Source organism: Meiothermus sp. CFH 77666 (assembly GCF_017497985.1).
Lineage (GTDB): Bacteria > Deinococcota > Deinococci > Deinococcales > Thermaceae > Meiothermus.
Genome location: NZ_JAGDFV010000011.1, coordinates 55,050 through 75,286, shown reverse-complemented (window position 1 = coordinate 75,286; position 20,237 = coordinate 55,050). Strand labels below are relative to the sequence as shown.

Sequence of the window (20,237 nt, the reverse complement as noted above, 5' to 3'; positions counted from 1 at the left end):
AGGAACCTTAATATTTTGATAACAGCCTCGGTCAGGCTTGCATGGGTTGAGGGGATTGTTCCTGACCTGGCTCTTCCCAGGCCAGCTCGATCAGATCAATCAGCTCTTCGATGGGAACACCATAGCGGCGGGCCATCCGAGCCAGTTCGCGCCCCAGCCGCTTGAGCTGACCCACATACTGCTCAGACGTCACGCTGGATTCAGCCTCGAGGTCTTCCGCAATTCCAATCAACCAGCCCAGCAACTCGCTGGCGTCTTCATCGGAGAGCCCATCGGTGAGCGCCTCGTCCTCGAGAAACTGTTCCGTCAGCCGTTCAAGCATATGCGCTTACATACTATGCTGAAATGGGCCTAAATTGAAATTCGCCATGAAAAAGTACACGGCTTTGACTGTCAAAACGTTTTATTGCACTCGAAAATACTGAACACAGGGGCTGCACTGCCAGGCTGCTGACCAGGTGCACCAATAAATCTTTTCAGTTTGACGGGGTAGGGTTTGAGCCTACTTTGGGTCGCGTGTATAGGTAGAGCAGCTCATCTTTGTGTACATAGCCCATCTGGCGAGCCAAACCTTCACGGTAGCGGGTATCGGCAGCCAACTGAAGCTCGTCAGTGAGTTTTTGATTGCGCTGCTCGAGCGCCTCCAAACGTACCCGCGCATTTGAAATGTCCTGCCGGAGCTGGAAGTGACGCTGGAACTCGAGGGTAAACAAAACCAACAAATGCAGCGTCCCAATGGCAAAAACCAAATGTAAGAAGCGGTAAATTGGCCTGTCCACAATACAAAGAGTATATCAACTTTCACTCTTGCGTACTGGTTTGACAGGCTTTTACACGATGAATCGATGAATATGGGTGTGTCCCTGTTTCAACCAGCCTCAACAACCCCAACTCGCCGTGAAACCCCTCTGGATGCCGATCACCATAGCGGCACTGACCTTCCGGCGCAGACCGAGTACCCCTACGGGGGCTTGGATAGAGCTTTGTGCAGCACCCCAAGGGGGATTGACCGTCTGGTTCATTGGTTGATTTTGGGACGCACCCGATGAATATCGCTTCGGTGATTTTTTTGAAAATGTTTTATAGTATTAAAAGTTGTACAGGGGGTCAACAATGGCAAAGACCAGAGAGCGGGAAAGCTACAGGTCAAGGCTAAAAGCGGTAGGGTTGCGCCACACTTTGCCGAGGGAGCGAATCCTGGCCCACCTCGACCGCAAAAGCACCCACCCTACGCCCGAAGAGCTGTACCAGGGTCTGAAAAAGAAAGGCTACAACATCGGGCTCTCCACGGTTTACCTGAACCTTCAGGTACTGCGCGACTCGGGACTGTTGTGGGAGTTCAAGGATCAGAAGGGCAATACCCGCTACGATGGCTTCAACGAACGACATCACCATCTTTTCTGCCTCCAATGCGGCAAAATAGAAGATGTTCTGGTCAGGGATTTACCCGAATTTGACCCCGAGCCCATCAAGAGAGCGGTCGAAGCCACAAACGGATGGTTTGTGGAAGAAGCCCGCCTCGAGCTGCGCGGGGTCTGCCCGGAATGCCAGTAGTGTGCAGGATGAACCCGGCGCCGTAGTTTGTTTTGAAGCCTATTTTCCTATCAAGCCACATCGGGTCAAGTACAAAAATATCGGGCTAGCAGCTAATACATCGTCGTAGAGATGTCCGTACACCTCCGGGTTTCCAGGAGGGATTGACATAGAGCCCCCTCCCTACCACGTAGGGAGGGTGGGGGAGGGTATTGGGTAAGGCCCCCAACCGCCAGGTTACGCAAAGTCGCTGCTCAGCATCCTCACCTAACCTCCCCTGCACGGTAGGGGTGGAACGAAAAGGTTTCTGCTACGGCTTTTGCAAGAGCGTACTGCATAGTTCGTGCCGCAATGGACACTTTGTACGGGTATTTATACGACTGTGTATTAACACCCTAGTCGAGCCTTGAGACCTGGAGCTTCGCGCCAGCGCACTCCGCGTAGGGCTTGCAAACGGCTCGTGGCGCAAAATATTCCTGGATACACAGCCGTTCGTCTCTGGATAGGTCGTCCAGGCTCGGGTTGGTGAAAGCAGTAGGGCGCTACACGCTCAGCAACTCAACCAGCGTGCGAACCCCGAAACCCGTCCCTCCCGCCGGGCCCAGGGCATGGCTTTTTTCGGTATAGGCTGGGCCAGCAATATCCAGGTGCACCAGGGGCTTTTCGGTAAACTCGCCCAGGAACAATGCAGCGTTGATGGCCCCGGCGTAGCGGCTCTTGCCGTGGGTGTTTTTCAGGTCGGCGGTATTGGACTTGAGGGCCTCGAGGTACTCCTCTTCCATGGGCAGCGGCCAGACCTTTTCGCCCGCTCGCTCCGCGGCCTCCTGTACCTCGCGGCCCCAGCGTGCATCGTTGGCAAAGAGACCCGCTATCTTTTCGCCTAACGCAACCACGCATGCACCGGTCAGGGTGGATAGTTCGACAATAGCCTCAGCACCCTGCCGGTCGGCATAGGTAATGGCATCGGCTAGGGTCAGCCGGCCTTCGGCGTCGGTGTTGAGAACTTCGATGGTCTTACCCGAGAGGCTGGTGAGCACATCCGAGACCCGGTAGGCCGTACCCGAAATCATGTTCTCAGCAGCGGCCACGTAGGCCCTGACTTCTATCGGCGGTTGGAGCCTGGCAATGGCCCGCATGGCTCCCAGCACTGCAGCGGCCCCGGCCATATCGCACTTCATGGTGATCTGGCTCTCGGAGGGCTTGAGGGAGTAGCCACCGGTATCGAAGGTCAGCCCCTTGCCCACTAGGGCAATCACACGCCCCGAAGGGGCCTGGGGTTTGTAGGTTAACTGAATAAAACGCGGTGGGTTGGCCGAGCCCTGGGCTACTCCGTAAAAGGCGCCCATTCCGGCCTGCCGGATCTGGCTTTCGTCCCAAATCTCTACCGCAAGCCCCAGCTCCTGGGCCATTTCGGCAGCCCGCTTGGCCAGCTCTACCGGGGTCAGGATGTTGGGCGGCTCATTGACCAGGTCGCGGGCATAGTTGACCGCCTCGGCCACAATCTCGGCCCGGTCTACAGCAGGCCCCGAAGAACGGGCCAGCCATAAACGCAGTTTTTCGCCCCGCTTGCCGGAGGGGCTGCTGGTCTTGTATTTGTTCCAGGTGTAGCCCCCCAGCAAAGCCCCTTCGGCCAGGGCATAGCTGGCTTCCTGCTTGCCAAACTTGTCCGAGAGGAAAGTTTCGGTAACGGCTTCTTTGAAACCGAGCCGGGTAATCTCCTGCACCAGTTTGGCCCCTGCCTTTCGCACGGTTTCCAGGCTCACCCCGCGTTTTTTGCCCAGGCCAAACAGCAGGACGAAGTCGGGGCCCTTCTCGTCGGTGTGCCTGGTACTTAGGGGTACCAGTAAGGTTTCACCGAACTCCCCTTTGAAATGAAGCTCGTCCATGATCTTACTCAGGACTTTGCGATATTTGGCGTCCAGCTTTTGCCCTTCCTCGCTCAGTTCTCCACCCCATACCCCCGCCACCGCCAGGGGTACAGGAATCTCGTCTACGAAGCGCCGTGCAGACTTGAGTGTAAGCTCCATAATGTGGGAACTATAGCATATCACCGAAGCAACCTGACCGGCGGGTCAACATTGGGTCAGTTAACCAAAAAAATCGGCTGTACTGTTCTGGACAGCGTTTGACCGACGTCTGCCGGTTTGACATCCCTTCTCATGCTGCTCTGTCATGTGGTCGTCACTATGGGCTAAGATGAACCGGATGAAGGTAATGGTCAGAGCCTTACAACTTTTTCGCAAACTGGGGTTTTTTCTGAATCAGGCCACCCTGGGAGGTAGCGCGGCCCTCGAGGGGGTCATGATGAAAGCCGCCGATGCCTGGGCGCTGGCCGTCCGGCTGCCCAGCGGCCAGATTCATGTGGAGCGGCACGAAGAGGTTGCGCTGACCAAAAAATACCCCTGGGCCCGGCTGCCCCTGATTCGGGGCGTGGTAGCCCTGTGGGACGCCATGAGCATCTCCTACAAATCGCTCTCGCGCAGCGGTGAGCTGGCGGGTGAAGAAGAGGAGAAAATCTCTGGGGCAGCCATGTACGGCACCCTGGCGGTTTCGCTGGTGATTGGGTTGGCGCTGTTTGTCTGGCTACCCGCCCGGCTGGCAGGCTTGCTGGTGGACGAGGAGCGGTTTCGCTTTTTGTTCTACGTGGTGGCGGGTTTGTTTGAGACCGCCATCCTGATTGGCTATCTGGTTTTTATTGGCCGCATGAAGGACATGCAGCGGTTCTTCATGTACCACGGGGCCGAGCACAAGGCCATTGCGGCCCACGAGAAAGGCCTCGAGCTCACCGTGGAAAACGTGCGGGCCCAGCCGGCCTACCACCCCCGTTGCGGCACCAGTTTTATCGCTTTTACGGCGGTGGTGGGGGTCTTCGTCTATAGCTTCTTCCCTCCCCTCACCGTGGCCTGGTACTGGATCATCCCGCGCTTGCTGATGATTCCGGTGGTGGCGGCAGTCTCGTTCGAGGTGTTGCGCTACTCGGCGGCCCACCAGGATCCCATCTCCCGGCTGTTCCGCTGGATTGGCTTCAAGTTCCAGATGCTCACCGTGCGCGAGCCCACCGACGACATGATCGAGGTGGCCATCGAGAGCACCAAGGCAGCCCTGGCCGAAAAGCCGCTCGAGAAGCCGATGGTGGTGGCCTGAATAGAACGCGGATTGTGGACAGCCCATAGCCTAGGCAATCAAACATACATCCAAAAACGATTTTGATGCCTTTCTTGGCAGGGTTTGACCCTCGTGTCTGCGGCCTAAAAATACCCAAAACGGGCCAGGAAAAGTACAATCAGCCCATGCGTATTCTGCATACAGCAGACTGGCACCTGGGCAAGGTGCTCAAAGGGCGCGAGCGAACCCCCGAGATTCGCCAAGCCTTGCAGGAATTGCTGCGCCTGGTGCGCTCCGAAAGAATAGACCTGGTTCTGGTAGCGGGCGATCTATTTGACCGGAGCATCGTCTCCACCGAGGCCGAGGCGGCGGCCTTCGAGTTTTTTATGGGGTTGCGCGAGCAGAGTGTTCCGGCCCTGGTAATTGCCGGCAACCACGACAGCCGCGAACGCCTCGAGGCCCTCTCACCCCTGCTCTCGCTCACCGGCGCTACCGTGTTTGGCAACCTGCGCTTTGTCGAGGAGGGAGGGGTGGCCAGGAGCAACGGGGCCAAAATAGCCCTGCTCCCCTTCCTCTCGGAGCGCCGTTTGGTCAAGGCACACCATCTGTTGAGTGGCGACACCTCCCAGTGGAAGGGCATCTACTCCGAAGGCATGCGCCAGGTCATCGCCCACCTGGCACAAGGCTGTGATGCCGACATTAACCTGTTCATGGCCCATCTGACCGTAGAAGGCGCGAAGCTAGGCGGGGGTGAGTTCACTTTCTATACCACCAACAGCTACGCCCTTCCGGCCTCGCATTTTCCCCTGAACCTGAGCTATGTGGCGCTGGGGCATTTGCACCGTCAGCAACAGGTGAGCGAGTCTCCCGTGGCCTGGTATGCGGGGTCGCTCATCCAGCTCGACTTTGGCGAGAGCGAGATCAACCCCAGGGGGGCGCTCATTGTGGAGGTGGAGCCAGGGCAACCCCCCAGGGTGCACGAGGTAAACCAGCGCTGGGGCAAACCCCTCAAGACCTTCCGGGTCAGACGGGACTCGCTGGATCGGCGCTGGAACGAAATTCGGGACTTCCAGGGCTACAGCAAGGTGGTGATTGAAGGCAAGGGCAACCCAGCCCTGCGCGAACGCATGTTCAAAGAGCTACCGGATTTGCTCGAGGTCGAGTTCCACACCCCCGAACAGGAGGAAGCTGTATCGGCCACGGTAGCGGTGGAAAACCTGGACTGGGTCGAGGCGTATGCCCAGTACCGCCGGGAGGCCGGCTCGAGCGAGGCCAGCCCCGAGTTGCTGGACGCTTTCAGGCAGGTCTACGAAGAGGTACATGCCGCCAGCACTCAGTAGCCCACCCCTGACCCTTCTCCCCCAACTTTTTTATGAGACCGCTCAAACTGCGTATTGAAGGCTTTGGTGCCTACGCCGAACCACAGGAAATCAGCTTCGATGATGTGGAGCTGTTTGCCATCACCGGCCAGACCGGTTCGGGCAAGAGCACCCTGCTCGATGCCATGACCTATGCGCTCTACAAGGCCACGCCGCGCATCGGTTCGAAGGGCCTGAAGGATTTGAAACACCCCCAGGCCGATTCGGCCAAAGTGGAGCTGACCTTTGCCCTGGGAGAGCAGACCTGGCGGGTGGTGCGGGTGGTGGGCAAGGAGAACCAGAACCGCCTCGAGTATCTCCTGCACACCGACTGGAAAACTCACCCTGCCTCCGAAAAGGGCAAGGAGCTCGACGCCAAGCTGGCCGATATTCTGGGCATGGACTACGAGACCTTTACCCGCGCCATCCTGCTGCCCCAGGGCCAGTTCGACCTGTTCCTGCGGGGCTCGCCCAGAGAACGCCGCGAAACCCTGATCAAGCTCTACGGCCTGGAATCACTAAAGGCCATGCGAGAGCGGGTAGCCGCCCGGCTCAAAACCCTGGGCGAACAGAAAGCCCGCTTGGAAGGTGAACTGGCTGCTCTGAGCGAGGCTGAGGAGGAGCGCATTTCAGCGCTGCGCGAGGAGATTGGGGGCCTCGAGCGTAGCGAGCGCGACCTGGGTAGCCAGCTTCAAAGCGCCGAGCAAACCCTGCGTACCCTGGAGGAACGCCAGAAGCAGTTTGTCGAACTCGAGGCCCTGCACCGCCGTCACACCACCTGGCAAAGCGACCAGAAGCGCATGGCCGAAATTGCCGACAGGCTCCTTCGGGCCGAAAAAGCCGAGCGCATCTGGCCCCAGTTAGAAGCCCTCCAGGCCGCCCAGAACGACCTCGCAAAAGCCCAGAAGGCCCTGGGGCTCGAGCAGCAGACCTTGGGCCAGCTCGAGGCCCAACTGGCCGCCTTGCGCCAGGGTTTTGAGCCAGACCGGTTAGAAACCCTCAAGGCGGAGCAGTCCCAGGTGCCCCTCTTGCAAACCAAAGAAGCCCAGCTCAAACGCTATGGCGGCACCCTGAAGCTGCAGCACCAAGCGCCCCTGCCCTTCGACGAAAACCGCCTGGATGCCCTGCGCGATGCCGAGCGGCAGTTCGATCAACTGCATAAGCTAACCGAACGCCACCAGCGCGTGGTATTGGCCTCAACACAGCTTCAGTCCGAGGTACAAGCCTCTCAACAAACCCTCGAGGCGCTGAACCGCGAGATAGAAGACCTCAAAAAGGCCGGTGTCGAGGCCCGGGCCGAGTACGAGCAGCTCGAGCAGGCCCTCGAGCAAGAGAGAACCCGCCAGGGCATCCATCAGTATCACCGCCACCTCAGGGTAGGTGAGCCCTGCCCCCTCTGTGGGCATCCGGTAAAACAGCTACCCCAGACCACCGACCTACCCGACCTGGCGCCCATGGAGGCCGCCCTGAAGGCCAGGGCCCAGGCCCTTGAGGACTTACGCACCGAATACAAGGTCAAACAAGACCGTCGCAAACAACTAGAGGAAAGCCTGCCCAGGCTGCAAGCGCAGTTGAGCACCCGGCAACAGGAAGAGGCCGAAGCCAGAGCCGAACTGGAGGCGATTCAGGCCCAGGTTCGTGAACTGGGCTCCCTGGAAAAAGTCCGCGAAGAACGCACCCAGCGCCTGGCGGCACTGGCCGCCGAGATCCGTGCGGCCACCGGTGGTCAGGGGGTGGAGGCTTATGCCCGAAGCCTGCTAAACCAACTGCAAACCCTGGAGGCCCAGGCCCGGCAGATGGCCGAACTCGAGGCCCGCCTGAGCGATACCCGAAACAAAGTCTCCAGTCAGCTTGAGATAGTGCGGGTTCTGCAGGCCAACCAGGCGCGCCAGGAAGCGGCTGTACAGGCCCTGGTGCAAGGCGCGGGCTTCAACGACCGGGAATCCGTCCAGCAAGCCCGCCTTACCCCTGAGGAAACCAAGTCCCTGCAAGAACGACAAAAAGCTCACGAGCGTGAAGGGGTGGAAATTACGTCCCTGCTCGGTAAGCTCCAGCAAGCCCTGAGTGGCCAGGTTCCCGTGACGCCCGCGCAGGTATCGGAGCAAAAAAACCACGTGGCCGGACTCAAAGCCTCGCTGGATGAGACCAAAAAACGCCTCGGGGGCAAAAAAACCGACCTGGATCGGTTACAAAAACAGCTCGATCGCAAACGCCAGGCCCAGAAGGAAAAAGCCGAGCTGGACAAACAAACCGACCTCTGGGAACAACTGGCCCAGGATCTCAAGGGCGACCGCTTCCAGGACTTCTTGCTGGAGCGCTACCAGTCCGGCCTGCTGAGCCGGGCCTCCGAACTGATGCAGTCCCTCTCGCAAAACCGCTACAGCCTGCACCTCGAGGAGGGCGAGTACAGGGTGCTCGACCGCTGGACGGACTCCCTTCGCCCGGTGCGAACCCTCTCGGGCGGCGAGAGCTTTATGGCCAGCCTCTCACTGGCCCTTTCCCTCTCGGAGCACCTTTCGCGCGGCAGAATTGGGGCGCTTTTCCTGGATGAAGGCTTCGGAACCCTCGATGCCGAAACGCTCGAGCAGGTCGCCGGAATACTGGAAGCCCTCCCCACCCAGGGCCGCCTGGTCGGTATCGTGACCCACGTGGAGGCCCTGGCCGAGCGCCTGCCCGCCCGCTTGCAGGTCGAGAAGTCGCCTGCAGGGAGCAAAGTGCGCTGGCGGGATTAGCAGGGAACGGGCCAGATGCAGCAAGCCTCAGGTTTCAGGGTATCCTCTTTCTGGCTTGCCTTTGGCCATACTGCACCACTCGAGCATTCGACTGGCTGAACCCCTCCTTCCTCATGTCGCGCATCGTTCGCAACACCTTCCTGGTCATGGCCGGTACCCTGTCCAGCCGCCTGCTGGGTCAGGTGCGCCAGACCATCCTGACCAACCTACCCCTGCCCGATACCCTCAAGGATGCCTTCTGGGTGGCGTACCGCATTCCCAACCTGCTACGTGAGCTGCTGGCCGAGGGGGCCATCCAGAACGCGCTGATTCCGGTGCTCACCAGCCTGCCAGCGGCAGAAGCGCAGGTCTTCGCCCGGCGTTTTGGGGCTTTTTTGTTGGGGGTTAATCTGGTCATCCTGGGGTTGGGCCTGGTATTCGCCCCCCAGATTGCCAGCGCCCTGCTCTGGCTCTCCGAGCTTTCCCTGGCCCAGGCCAGCCCCCTGCGCGACCCGGCGGTCTTCGAGCAGTTGGTGCTCATGATCCGCCTGGTGATGCCTTTTTTGCTCTCCATCTCGATGGCCTCGCTCTTTTCCTCCATGCTCCAGTCGGGCGAGCGCTTTGGCCTCACCAGTTTCAGCCCCATCGCCTTCAATGTGGGCTCCATCGTGCTCATGCTGCTATTTCCCAGCAGCGTGGTAGCCCTGGGCCTCTCGGTCACGCTGGGGGGCGCACTGCAAGCCCTGGTGCAGCTTCCTGCCCTCAAAGGGTATGGGCTCGAGTTCAAATGGCATCCGGCCTTCCGCCTAGCCCTGGCCCGCATCGGGCCCTTTGCCTTCACCACCTCCGTACGGCAGTTTCTGAACCTGGTCTTGCTCAGCATTCTGGCCGCCTACCCCTCAGCCGCCGTCACGGGCTTCCAGAATGGGGAGCTCATCTTTACCACCGCCCTGGGTCTGCTGGCCGTCTCGCCCGCCATGGCCGCCTTTCCCCGGCTCTCTGCACTGGCGGGCGGCGGCGACCTACCAGCAGCCCGCGAGTTGCTCCGCCGCATGATGGCCCGGCTGGCGGTGCCCCTGGCCTTTGCGGCCGCCATGATGGTTGCGCTGGCTCCCTGGGTGGTGGGCACGCTCTATGCCATTACCGCCAACTTCTCCGACGCCAACCGAACCTTCACCACCCAGACCGTAATGGCGCTGGGCCTGGCCTTGCTGCCCTGGGGCTTGAATCAACTGCTGCTGCGCGGCTTCTACGCGGTGGGGCAGGTGGGACAGGCAGTCAGCGTGACGGTAATGGTAGCGCTGCTAAACACCTTTGGCTACTGGCTGTTCCGCGAACAGGGTCTGTTTGTGCTGAACCTAGCCACGGCAATTGCGGGCTGGCTGGGCCTGGTCATTTACACCCGGCGCTTACAGGCTTTTCAAATGGCATCCCTCGCTGAGGTGGGGCGGGTGATAGGAAAAGCCCTGCTGGCAGCCGTACCCGCAGGCTGGGTAGCTTACACGGTAGCAATGCAGTTTGGTGTTCCGGCCTTTTTTTGGCAGAACCTCCTTCCACTGGCGGCGGGGGGTTTGGCGGGATTGACGGTATTCATAGGGTTGGCCTATGCACTAAGGCTTCCGCTGAAACTACGATAGGGCGCTCTTGACAAAGATTGAGTCATCCGGTGTTATTTATTTGAATACGCTCCATACAAGCCAGCCATTTCTGCAACCTACCGAGTAGAGCCTTTACTTTTGAGCTTTCGGCTCCTGAGTGGTCATCTAGTGTGGGGATTCATCCAAAAGTTGGTGATATACCGAAGCCGCATGGTCAATGCTTTCGGCCTTCGGCTTTTGGCTTTCGGCTAACCTGCCGTGTTTTTCGCCTTCTTCTGCGGCTCGCTTTTTTGCGGCGCCAGTTCGCGCAACAGGGCCAGGCGCAGGCGGGCTATTTCCGACTCGAGGCGGTTTTGCTGGATGTCCAGCTCGTCGCGCAGGCGGATGATCTCCTCTACCCCGGCCAGGTTAACGCCCAATTCTTGCGTAAGGCGACGAATTTCTCTTAGTTTTTCTACGTCCCGTTCGGAGTAAAGGCGGGTCTTGCCGGAGGTGCGGCTGGGCGCAACCAGGCCCTCACGCTCGTACAACCGCAGGGTCTGGGGGTGCATACCTACCAGCTCGGCGGCCACCGAGATAATGTAAACAGGTCGCTCTTTGTCGCTAATTTTTTTCTTACTCTCGCCAGGAGCGGGGAGGGCCGGAGGGGTTTTGAGGGCTTCCAGCTTCTCGCCAAGTTCGGCCTTGAGACGCTCAGCTTCCTCCCGAAAGCGCTGCTCGAGCGTCCATAGCTCGTCGCGCAGTTTCATGATCTCTTCGACCCCCGCCAGGTTGACCCCAAGCTCCTGGGTCAGACGGCGAATTTCCCGGAGTTTCTCGACATCCCGTTCTGAGTACAAGCGGGTCTTGCCCCCCGAACGCTTGGGCTGAATGAGGCCTTTGCGCTCGTACAACCGCAGGGTCTGGGGGTGCATATCCACCAGTTCGGCAGCAACCGAAATGATGTACACGGGGCGATCTTTTTTATCCATATACAAAGTGGGCTAAAAGCCCTTGACATATAAAGTATACGAAAATCTATACCAAATTTTGTCATGTATTTCGGTTATCCCGTACAGCACGGTAAGAACGGCCCCTCGCCATGGGTCGAGCAGACTGCCTTCAGTCCAGGTCGCCGGCTAGGAATCGTTTTTAGCCAGTTTGTAGGGCAGATACTTGGGCTGCCAGAACCGCTCAGCCACGTAGGCCTGAATGGCCTCCATATTGAGGCCCATTAGACGCTCTTCGCGCGCGAGCCCCTCCTTCATGGCCTGGCGAATGACCCTCGAGGCCACGTACTGGCTTACCTCCCGCAACTCCGAAGTAGGGGGGTATACACGGTCGGGGTGGTGCTTGCTGGTGTAGTCGTATAGGGCATACGCCGCTTCCAGCACCATATCATCCGAAACTTCTTTGGCCTTGGACAGCACCGTACCAAAGCCCAGACCGGGGAACACAAACGCATTGTTACCCTGCCCAATGGGGTAGGTTTGGCCCCCCAGTTCCACCGGGGCAAAGGGGCTCCCGGCAGCCACCAGGGCTTTGCCCTGGGTCCAGCGCAGGATGTCTTCCGGAAAGGCCTCCGACGAACTAGTAGGGTTGGAGAGCGGGAAAATAACCGGATGCTCGGTGTGGGCCAGCATGGCCTGCACGATAGGCTCGGTGAAGGAACCCGGCTGCCCCGACAAGCCCAGCAAAACCGTCACTCTGGCATTAACGATGGTTTCGAACAGGTTGGGAGCCTCGCCCTCGAATTGCCAGCCCTGAACCAGGGCCGGGTCTTTGGCGAACTTTTTCTTGTAGTCCTCCATGCTCCGGTTGCTGAGCAACAAGCCCTTCGAGTCGAGCACGAACAGGCGCTCCTTGGCCTCGGCCTCACTCAAACCCTCTCGCATAAGGCCATCCAGAATGGCCTGCGCAACCCCCGCACCCCCGGCTCCGGCTCCATAAACCAGGATGCGCTGATCGGAAAGGTTCTGGCCCTTGATCCGGCAGGCCGACAGAACCCCGGCCAGGGTGACCGCGCCGGTGCCCTGGATATCGTCGTTGAAGGAGGGAAGCACCTTGCGGTAGCGCTCGAGTACTGTGAAAGCGGTGTCCTTGCCAAAGTCCTCCCACTGCATGACCGCGTTGGGGTAACGCCGGCGAAAAGCCTCCACGAAGCGATCCATGAAGGCGTAGTACTCGTCGCCGGAAAGCCGCCGGTGGCGTACCCCCAGGTAGAGGGGGTCGTTGATCAGGTCGGCCCGGTTGGTGCCCACATCCAGCTCCACCGGCAGGGCTTTGTCGGGGCCCAGCCCGCCCGCCGCCGTGTAAATGGCCAGCTTGCCGATGGAGATGGCCATGCCGCCAAACCCCTGGTCGCCGATGCCCAGAATGGCCGAAGAATCGGTGGCCACCGCCAGGCGCACATCATTGAGGGGGACGTTGGACAGGGCCTCGTCAATTTCGTGGATGTTGTCAGTAGAGGCCGTAAAGCCCCTGGGGAAGCGGTAAATATGGGAAAACTGCTTGACCGCCTCGCCCACCGTTGGGGTGTAGAGGATGGGCAGCATCTCGCTCATGTGATCGGCAAAGAGGGCAAAAAAGAGCACCTCGTTGCGGTCTTGCAGGTTGCGCAGGAAGATGTGTTTTTCCAGGTCGTTTTCGATCAGGCGATAGCGGCGGTAGTTGCGCTGCTTTTGCTCCTCGAGGGTGGTCACGTGGGGGGGCAGGAGACCCTCGAGCCGCAAAGCTTTGCGCTCCTCGTGGGTAAAAGCGGTTCCCTTGTTCAGAAGGGGCAGCCCCAGGAGCAATGAGCCCTGGACAAAAGGCTCCAGATAACGCTTGCCACGCTCATCTCGCTTGACGTCGTAATAGCGACTCACCGTCATACGGCCCATGCTAAGGCCAGAGCGTTGTTGGGGTCTAGTGGTAGGAGCCGCACGGGTTTTTGCGCTGGTGTAGCTACCCCCAGGCTTCGTCCTCGCTATTCTCAGTTGAAGCGCGTTATTATCGTGAGCGGTTAAGCGGGGCGCTGCCCCCGAAAGGAGTTTACCGATGAAATCCCCTGTCAGAGTCGCGGTAACCGGTGCAGCCGGTCAGATTGGCTACAGCTTGCTGTTTCGCATCGCCTCGGGCGAGATGTTGGGCAAGGATCAGCCGGTCATCTTGCAACTGCTGGAAATCACCCCGGCCCTCAAGGCCCTCAATGGGGTGATTATGGAGCTCGAGGACTGCGCCTTCCCCACCCTAGCCGGTATTGTGGCTACCGACGACCCCAACGTGGCCTTTGGCGACGCCGACTATGCCTTGCTGGTCGGGGCCATGCCGCGCAAACAGGGCATGGAACGCTCAGACCTGCTCCAGGCCAACGGGGCCATCTTCACGGCCCAGGGCCGGGCCCTTTCAGATAATGCCCGCAAACAAGTCAAGGTGCTGGTGGTGGGGAACCCCGCCAACACCAACGCCCTGATTACCTACAAAAACGCTCCCAACCTCAACCCCCGCCAGATTCACGCCATGACCCGCCTCGACCACAACCGGGCCATCTCCCAACTGGCGGCCCGCCTTAAGGTGCCCGTTACCGAGATCAAGAAAATGACCATCTGGGGCAACCACTCGGTAACACAATACCCCGACCTCTACCACTGCGAGGTGGGGGGCAAAAGCGCCTACGAACTGGTGGGCGACCACGACTGGTACGCCAACACCTACATTCCCAAGGTGGCCAAGCGCGGCGCGGAAATTATCGAGGCTCGAGGCGCATCCTCCGCAGCCTCGGCGGCCAGCGCGGCCATCGACCACATGCGCGACTGGGCCCTGGGCACCCCCGAGGGCGACTGGGTGAGCATGGCCATCCCCTCCGACGGCTCTTATGGCGTCCCCGAGGGGCTGGTGTACAGCTACCCCTGCGTCTGCAAGAACGGCGACTTTGAGATTGTTCAGGGCCTGGACATCAACGAGTTTAGCCGTAACAAGATGGACGCCACTGCCCGGGAGCTGGCCGAAGAACGGGATGCGGTGCTGCAACTGGGGCTGATCAAGTAAGGCTCGAGTTTCAGATACATGCAAAGGGCGCACGGTTGTGCGCCCTCATCTTTGGCTAGTTTGAAGCAAATCTGTACCCAGGCAATCCTCAATACCAACTCTGCGCGTGAGCGGCGCTAAACGCGCCCCTCCCTTGCCGCGCCAGGGGGCGCGTACGAGGGACTTGTATATCGCTTTTGGGTCACTTTTGAGCAGATTTGGGTATCAGGCCTGACCGGCTCCCTGTCCCAGGGTCGTCCAGCCCTGCGCCGGGTCCCAGGGGTACACAATCCAGGCATCGGTCTCGGCGGCGTAGTAGTCGGGGGCGTCGCCCGGAAACTGGCTTTTGCGGGGCTTGTAGTGCAAAACCGCCACCTGTGGCTGACCGCCCGCCATTTTGATACGCTCCCGCACCGCCACCGCCGTTTTGCCCGAGTCCCAGACGTCGTCCACTATCAGGATGCGCTTGCCGTAAAGCAGGCTATCGGAGGGAAACTGCAGAAAAACCGGGTCTTTGATGGTCTCGCCCACATCGGTATAAAACATCACCGCCGCCGTCAGGATGTTGCGCTGGTCGGTGGCCTCGGAAACCAGGCAGGCCGGAATCATGCCGCCCCGGGTGACGGCCAGAATGCAGTCGAAGTCGTTGGGGTTGACCTGGCCCAGCAGCCTGGAAACCAGGTTGGTGATGTCCTGCCAGGTCAGGTACTGCTTGCCCGAATAGCCTTGGGATTCGCTCATACGGCTCCTTGCTGCGCCCTGGGATGGCTTCGCTAGCCTACTACCGGCTTGTCCAGCTCAAAAGCGCTGTGCACAGCCCGCAGGGCGGCCTCCGCCGACTGCAAGGGAATAATGGCGGAAATCCGCACCTCGCTGGTGGCAATCATGTCTATGTTGGCGCCCACGCTCGAGAGCGCCTGGAACATGCGGGCCGGAATACCGGGGGTGGAGGCCAGGGCCACCCCCACGATGGAGATTTTGCAGATGTCGCGGCGGAGCTGGGCCTCGCCGCCAATTTCGGCCAGAACGGGCTCGAGGGCCTCCATGGCCTCCTCGGCAAAGTCCTGGTTAACCGTGAAGGCCATCTGGGTACGGCTGGCCTCGTGACCGGGAACCCCCTGAATAATCATGTCTACCGCCACCCCTTTGCGGGCCAGCGCTTCAAAAACCTGGGCTGCGATGCCGGGCCGGTCAGGAATGCCTACCAGGCCAATCTGGGCGATTTCGTCGTCGAGGGCCACCCCCGTCACAGGGCGATCGAGTTCCATACCATCCTCCGTCACTAAGGTGCCAGGGTTATAGGAAAAACTGCTGCGCACGTGGATTTTCACCCCGTATCGCTTGCCGTAGTAAACCGCCCGAGGGTGCAGCACCCGCGCCCCCAACGCGGCCATCTCGAGCATCTGGTCGTAGCCGATTTTGCTGAGCTTCTGGGCCTCGGGAATGGCGTGGGGGTCGGTGGTGTAGACCCCTTCGGTATCGGTAAAAATCTCGCACTCCTGAGCCCCCAGGGCGGCGGCCAGGGCAACCGCCGTGGTGTCGGAGCCGCCCCGCCCCAAAGTGGTGAGTTCGCCCTCGGGGGTAGTGCCCATGAAGCCCGCCACCACCGCCACCTCTCCTCTATCCAGCGACTGCTGGATGAGGGTGGGCTCCACCCGCAGAATGCGGGCATCGCCAAAGCGCCCATCGGTGGTAATGCCGATCTGGTGCTGGGTAAACCCCCGCGCCGGGATGCCCATGGCGTTGAGTTGCATCGAGAGCAACGCCACCGACTGCTGCTCGCCAATGGTGGTTAGCATGTCCAGCTCCCGCTGGGGCGGGCGTTTGTTGACCCGCTTGGCCAGGGCAATCAGCTCGTCGGTCATGCGGCCCATGGCCGAGACCACCACCGCAATTTGGTGCCCCTTCTCGAGGTAGTGATGGATGCGCTGGGCTACCTTGTGGATGCGCTCGAGGTCGCCCACACTGGTTCCACCATATTTCTGGACAATCAGCGCCATAACTAGCACAGAATGCTAACATGCCTGCATCCGATAGCCAATAGCAGATAGCCGATGCCCAAAGCAAAACCGGGCGGTTGTGGGGAGCTTGGCCTAAGCGATAAGCTTTAGACCGAGGTCAAAAATATGAGCGTCTTTCCAGAGTGGTTCAAAGCCTTCAAACAGGTGGAAATCTGGCCTGGTATGGATATGGCGGTGCTCTCGGGGCACAAGGGGCAGGTGGGGTTTGCCCAGGTGCAGGAGGAAACCTATGTCCCCGAGCACGCCCACGACGGACAGTGGGGCGTGGTGCTGGAGGGTGAGGTAGAGTTCCTCATTGGCGGCGAGCGAAAGGTCTTTCGCAAAGGCGATTATTACCACATTCCCGGTGGCGTGCCCCACAGCGCCAGGCTGGCCGCAGGTACCGCCTTTATTGACGTCTGGGAAAACGAGCGGTTTCCAGCAGAGCGGCTCAAGTAATACCATCTTTGCCTGAACACTTTGTAAACCATTGGAATGATGAGACGGGGAATAGGGGTTATGGCATCTTCACCTGGACACTTTGCATGCTGTTTAGCGGTGAGATAGGGATCGGGGGTTAGGGGCTAGGGAACAGTTGTTGGAAGCCCACTATCTACCTCCTACTCCCGTTTCTGAACTGCAAGGTGGCTTTGCGTCTAAATGTTGGTATAAAACAACCATAGGAGCCTTATGTACAAGAACATTCTGGTCGAAACCCACGGGCGTGTAGGGTTGGTGAAGCTCAACCGGCCCAAACAACTCAACGCCCTCAACACCGCGACCCTGCGCGAACTGGCCCAGGCCATAGGGGCCTTCGAGCAGGACGAAGCCATCGGCGCTATGGTCATCACCGGCAACGAGCGGGCCTTTGCCGCCGGGGCCGACATCGCCGAGTTTCAGCAGACCAGCCTGAGCGACCTGATGCGGGGGCTCCGGGCCGACCAGTACGAGACCCTGCGCAAGGTTCGCAAACCCCTGATTGCGGCGGTTTCGGGGTTCGCCTACGGTGGGGGCTGCGAACTGGCCATGATCTGCGACCTGATTGTAGCTTCCGATACCGCCCGGTTTGCCCAGCCCGAGATTAACCTGGGCATCATTCCCGGCGGCGGCGGCACCCAGCGCCTCACCCGGCAGGTCGGCAAGTACCTGGCCATGGAGGTCATTCTGGCCGGACGGGTGCTCTCGGCCTGGGAGGCCTTGCAGCATGGGCTGGTGAACAGGGTGGTTCCGGTAGAGCTCTATCTGGAGGAGGCCCTCGAGCTGGCCCAGACCATCGCCAGCCGGGCACCCCTGGCCGCACGACTGGCCAAAGATGCGGTGAACCGGGCACAGGATATGAGCCTGGAAAACGGACTGGGCCTCGAGCGCAGCAACTTCCTGATTGCCTTTGGCAGCGAAGATAAACACGAGGGCACCACGGCTTTTGTGGAGAAACGCAAACCGGTATGGAAGGGACAGTAATGGATACCAAGAAAGCCCCTTTGGAGGTCGCATGAGCGTCTTGCTAAAAGAGTTGCACGAGGGCATCCTGACCCTCACGCTGAACCGCCCCGAGGCCATCAACGCCCTCACCACCGAGATGCTGCGGGAGCTCGGCAAGGTGCTGGCCAAAGAAGCCCCCGCACCCGAGGTGCGGGTGGTGGTACTGCGAGGCGCGGGCCGCGGCTTTTGCTCGGGTCAGGATTTGCGCGAGTTCGAGGGCCAGCGCATATCCTACAAGGCCCACCTGCGCAACTACCAGTCGGTGGTGGAGGGGCTGGCCAACCTGGAAAAACCCGTGCTGGCGGCCATCCACGGCGCCGCTGCGGGGGCCGGGCTATCGCTGGCGCTGGCCTGCGACCTGCGGGTGGCTGCCACCGACGCCGTATTCACCACCGGCTTCAGCAAAATTGGGCTCATTCCCGACGCCGGGATGAACTACCACCTGCCCCGAATATTGGGTTATGCAAAAGCCTTCGAGCTATCGGTGCTCTCGCCCCGCCTGAAGGCCGAGGAAGCCCTGGCCCTGGGCCTGGTGAACCGGGTCATGGCCAGCGAGACCTTCTCGGAGGAGGTTGGGAAGCTGGCCCTCGAGCTTGCCCAGGGGCCCACCAAGACCTACGGCCTGATTAAGCGGGCCCTGCGGCGCAGCGCCAGCGCCACCCTGGAAGAGATGCTCGAGTACGAGGCATTGCTACAAGAGGTAGCGGGCCGCACCGAGGACCACCAGGAGGGTGTACAGGCCTTCTACGAAAAACGCCCCGCCCGGTTTCAGGGAAAGTAGACTATCGGCGTGGTTCGCTACCTCAGAGGAACGGTACTCAAAAAGTCCCAGAGCAGCGCCGTGTTGCTGGTAGGGGGTGTGGGTCTGGAGGCCAGTTGCCCGGCCTCCACGCTAGCCCAGCTCAGCGAAGGGCAGGAAGCCACCCTGCACACCAAGCTCGTCGTCCGCGAGGACGACCTCTCGCTCTTTGGCTTCGCCGACGAACGCAGTCTGGAGCTATTTGAGCTACTGCTCACGGTCTCGGGGGTGGGGCCCAGGGTGGCCCTCAACCTGCTCTCCTCGCAAACCCCAGCCCTGCTGGCCAGGGCGCTGGCCGAGGGCGATTTGCGCTTGCTCACGGCGGCCCAGGGCGTGGGCAAGAAGCTGGCCGAGCGGATTGCCCTCGAGCTGCGCGGCAAGGTACCGGCCCACCTGATGGGCGAAGGGGGCGCCATCGTTCGCAGTACCCATACCCAGGAGGCCGAGCTGGCCCTGGTCACGCTGGGTTTCCGCGAGGGTCAGGTGCGCAGTGTGGTGGCCGAAATTGCCCAGAAAAACCCCGAGGCCAGTACCCAGGAACTCATCAAGCTGGCCTTGAAGGCGCTGCGTTAGGGGTCTCTCGAGCAGGTTGGCGGGATATCAAAGTCACTAGAAATAGCGCTCCCGCATCTGGCTCAGGAAATCTTCGCTCAGATGTATACCCGAAGCCGAGCCCAGCACAGCATCCATGCCGCAGTAGGGGCACAGCGCGGTCTGGCCTTCGTCCACCCACTCTTCGATTTCGCCGGGGGGAAAAATACGCAGGCAGTAGAAGCAGCCGCACAGTTCACTCTGCAAAACCTCCGAGCGGTGGTGGGAGGAGTGCCGATAGGCTTCGGGATACGTCATTGCGCCTCCAGCCAGGGGAGCATCTGTAGCAGGTTGGTCACCTCGAGGTCGGCCTTATGTTGGGGGTCTTTGGGCTTGAAGCCGCGCTCCACCCAGACCGATTTCATGCCCGCATTGGCCGCCCCTGCAATATCGCGTTCGGGGTTGTCCCCCACCATCACGCAAGCTGCAGGATCTACCTCGAGCTCCTGGCAGATGTGCTCAAAAATGCCCGGCTGGGGCTTGCCGATGTCCAGCTCACCCGAGACCACAATGGCCTGAAAGCGGTCTTGCAGAAGGGAGCCCTCGAGCTTCTCTCGCTGCAGGTCGGGCACCCCGTTGGTCACAATGCCCAATTTGTAGCCGGTGAGGGCCTTAAGCAGCGCATCTACTTCGGGATAGCGTGGGTACAGTCGCCGCTCGCTCAGGTAGCGGTGGGCCAGGGCTTCGCTGAGAGCGTCGTCGTGTATGTCCTGTTCGGCCAGCGATTCATTCCAGACAGCTACCCGAAAGGCTGGGGCCCAGTCGTGGAGGGTTTTCAGGGCGGGGTGGGTCTGCACTTCGTAGCGGGCCCAGAGCCCCTCCCCCGCACTATGACCGATGCGCTGGGTGTAATCAAATACCGGCGAGGATTTCCACAGGCGCACCGACGTCTGTTCGGCAGTCTGAATCAGGCGGGGAATGTCCAGACTGTACCAGGAAGCCGCATAAAAGGCGCAGCTTCGCAAGGCGTGGAGCGAGACCGGGTGATCGAGGATGAGGGTTTCGTCGAGATCGAACAGAATAGCGCGAACCACGCCTCAATCTTACGGGAAAACCACCCCCCCTGAACCAGC

At 60.3% G+C, this 20,237-nt stretch carries 19 protein-coding genes; 10 read left to right on the top strand and 9 right to left on the bottom strand.

The features are described 5' to 3' along the window. Positions 1 to 31: 31 nt before the first annotated feature. A complete protein-coding gene (locus J3L12_RS07795) occupies positions 32 to 322 on the bottom strand; it encodes a hypothetical protein (RefSeq protein ID WP_208014483.1) in 291 nt (96 codons plus the stop codon). Positions 323 to 476: 154 nt separating this feature from the next. Further along, positions 477 to 779: a septum formation initiator family protein gene (locus J3L12_RS07790; protein WP_208014482.1), complete on the bottom strand. Its 303-nt coding sequence runs from the start codon at positions 777 to 779 to the stop codon at positions 477 to 479. A 334-nt stretch (positions 780 to 1,113) separates the two neighbouring features. Here J3L12_RS07790 and J3L12_RS07785 point away from each other — a divergent pair, with 334 nt between their 5' ends. Then, positions 1,114 to 1,554, top strand: coding sequence for a Fur family transcriptional regulator (locus J3L12_RS07785; RefSeq protein WP_208014481.1), 441 nt, complete (start codon positions 1,114 to 1,116; stop codon positions 1,552 to 1,554). A 521-nt stretch (positions 1,555 to 2,075) separates the two neighbouring features. On the opposite strand, the gene J3L12_RS07780 is transcribed toward J3L12_RS07785, so the two are convergent. Then, complete coding sequence (locus J3L12_RS07780; protein ID WP_208014480.1) at positions 2,076 to 3,560, bottom strand: leucyl aminopeptidase; 1,485 nt, start codon at positions 3,558 to 3,560, stop codon at positions 2,076 to 2,078. Positions 3,561 to 3,747: 187 nt separating this feature from the next. Here J3L12_RS07780 and J3L12_RS07775 point away from each other — a divergent pair, with 187 nt between their 5' ends. From J3L12_RS07775 to murJ, 4 genes are all read left to right on the top strand, one after another. Next, complete coding sequence (locus J3L12_RS07775; protein ID WP_208014518.1) at positions 3,748 to 4,677, top strand: DUF1385 domain-containing protein; 930 nt, start codon at positions 3,748 to 3,750, stop codon at positions 4,675 to 4,677. 146 nt (positions 4,678 to 4,823) lie between these two features. After that, positions 4,824 to 5,978, top strand: a complete 1,155-nt coding sequence (locus tag J3L12_RS07770) for an exonuclease SbcCD subunit D (protein WP_208014479.1) — start codon at positions 4,824 to 4,826, stop codon at positions 5,976 to 5,978. Between the two features lie 32 nt (positions 5,979 to 6,010). After that, on the top strand, positions 6,011 to 8,728 hold the full coding sequence (locus J3L12_RS07765; RefSeq protein WP_208014478.1) for an SMC family ATPase: 2,718 nt from the start codon (positions 6,011 to 6,013) through the stop codon (positions 8,726 to 8,728). A 113-nt stretch (positions 8,729 to 8,841) separates the two neighbouring features. Further along, entirely contained in the window at positions 8,842 to 10,344 is a 1,503-nt protein-coding gene (murJ, locus tag J3L12_RS07760) for a murein biosynthesis integral membrane protein MurJ (RefSeq protein WP_208014477.1), read from the top strand. A 209-nt stretch (positions 10,345 to 10,553) separates the two neighbouring features. Here murJ and J3L12_RS07755 read toward each other — a convergent pair whose 3' ends face one another. Further along, positions 10,554 to 11,276 (bottom strand): helix-turn-helix transcriptional regulator, encoded by a 723-nt coding sequence (locus tag J3L12_RS07755; protein WP_208014476.1) that lies wholly within the window; start codon positions 11,274 to 11,276, stop codon positions 10,554 to 10,556. Positions 11,277 to 11,423: 147 nt separating this feature from the next. After that, positions 11,424 to 13,157, bottom strand: coding sequence for an NAD-dependent malic enzyme (locus J3L12_RS07750; RefSeq protein ID WP_208014475.1), 1,734 nt, complete (start codon positions 13,155 to 13,157; stop codon positions 11,424 to 11,426). A gap of 166 nt (positions 13,158 to 13,323) precedes the next feature. Between J3L12_RS07750 and J3L12_RS07745 the strand changes: the two genes are divergently transcribed. Then, entirely contained in the window at positions 13,324 to 14,313 is a 990-nt protein-coding gene (locus tag J3L12_RS07745) for a malate dehydrogenase (protein WP_208014474.1), read from the top strand. A gap of 204 nt (positions 14,314 to 14,517) precedes the next feature. On the opposite strand, the gene J3L12_RS07740 is transcribed toward J3L12_RS07745, so the two are convergent. Beyond that, positions 14,518 to 15,033 (bottom strand): phosphoribosyltransferase family protein, encoded by a 516-nt coding sequence (locus tag J3L12_RS07740; RefSeq protein WP_208014473.1) that lies wholly within the window; start codon positions 15,031 to 15,033, stop codon positions 14,518 to 14,520. A gap of 32 nt (positions 15,034 to 15,065) precedes the next feature. Beyond that, complete coding sequence (locus J3L12_RS07735) at positions 15,066 to 16,292, bottom strand: aspartate kinase (protein WP_208014472.1); 1,227 nt, start codon at positions 16,290 to 16,292, stop codon at positions 15,066 to 15,068. A gap of 126 nt (positions 16,293 to 16,418) precedes the next feature. Here J3L12_RS07735 and J3L12_RS07730 point away from each other — a divergent pair, with 126 nt between their 5' ends. From J3L12_RS07730 to ruvA, 4 genes are all read left to right on the top strand, one after another. After that, complete coding sequence (locus J3L12_RS07730; protein ID WP_208014471.1) at positions 16,419 to 16,751, top strand: cupin domain-containing protein; 333 nt, start codon at positions 16,419 to 16,421, stop codon at positions 16,749 to 16,751. Between the two features lie 231 nt (positions 16,752 to 16,982). Further along, on the top strand, positions 16,983 to 17,753 hold the full coding sequence (locus J3L12_RS07725) for an enoyl-CoA hydratase-related protein (protein ID WP_208014470.1): 771 nt from the start codon (positions 16,983 to 16,985) through the stop codon (positions 17,751 to 17,753). 31 nt (positions 17,754 to 17,784) lie between these two features. Beyond that, the gene (locus tag J3L12_RS07720) at positions 17,785 to 18,555 is read left to right on the top strand and encodes an enoyl-CoA hydratase-related protein (RefSeq protein WP_208014469.1); all 771 of its coding nucleotides are present in this window, start codon (positions 17,785 to 17,787) and stop codon (positions 18,553 to 18,555) included. Positions 18,556 to 18,564: 9 nt separating this feature from the next. Beyond that, the gene (gene ruvA, locus J3L12_RS07715) at positions 18,565 to 19,146 is read left to right on the top strand and encodes a Holliday junction branch migration protein RuvA (protein WP_208014468.1); all 582 of its coding nucleotides are present in this window, start codon (positions 18,565 to 18,567) and stop codon (positions 19,144 to 19,146) included. A gap of 36 nt (positions 19,147 to 19,182) precedes the next feature. Here the strand turns inward: ruvA and J3L12_RS07710 are convergent, their stop codons facing one another. Then, on the bottom strand, positions 19,183 to 19,422 hold the full coding sequence (locus tag J3L12_RS07710) for a cytoplasmic protein (protein WP_208014467.1): 240 nt from the start codon (positions 19,420 to 19,422) through the stop codon (positions 19,183 to 19,185). Beyond that, positions 19,419 to 20,198 carry an HAD family hydrolase gene (locus tag J3L12_RS07705; RefSeq protein ID WP_208014466.1) on the bottom strand — a complete coding sequence of 260 codons (780 nt, stop codon included), beginning with the start codon at positions 20,196 to 20,198 and terminating at the stop codon, positions 19,419 to 19,421. The genes J3L12_RS07710 and J3L12_RS07705 overlap by 4 nt, the downstream gene beginning before the upstream one ends. Positions 20,199 to 20,237: the final 39 nt, after the last annotated feature.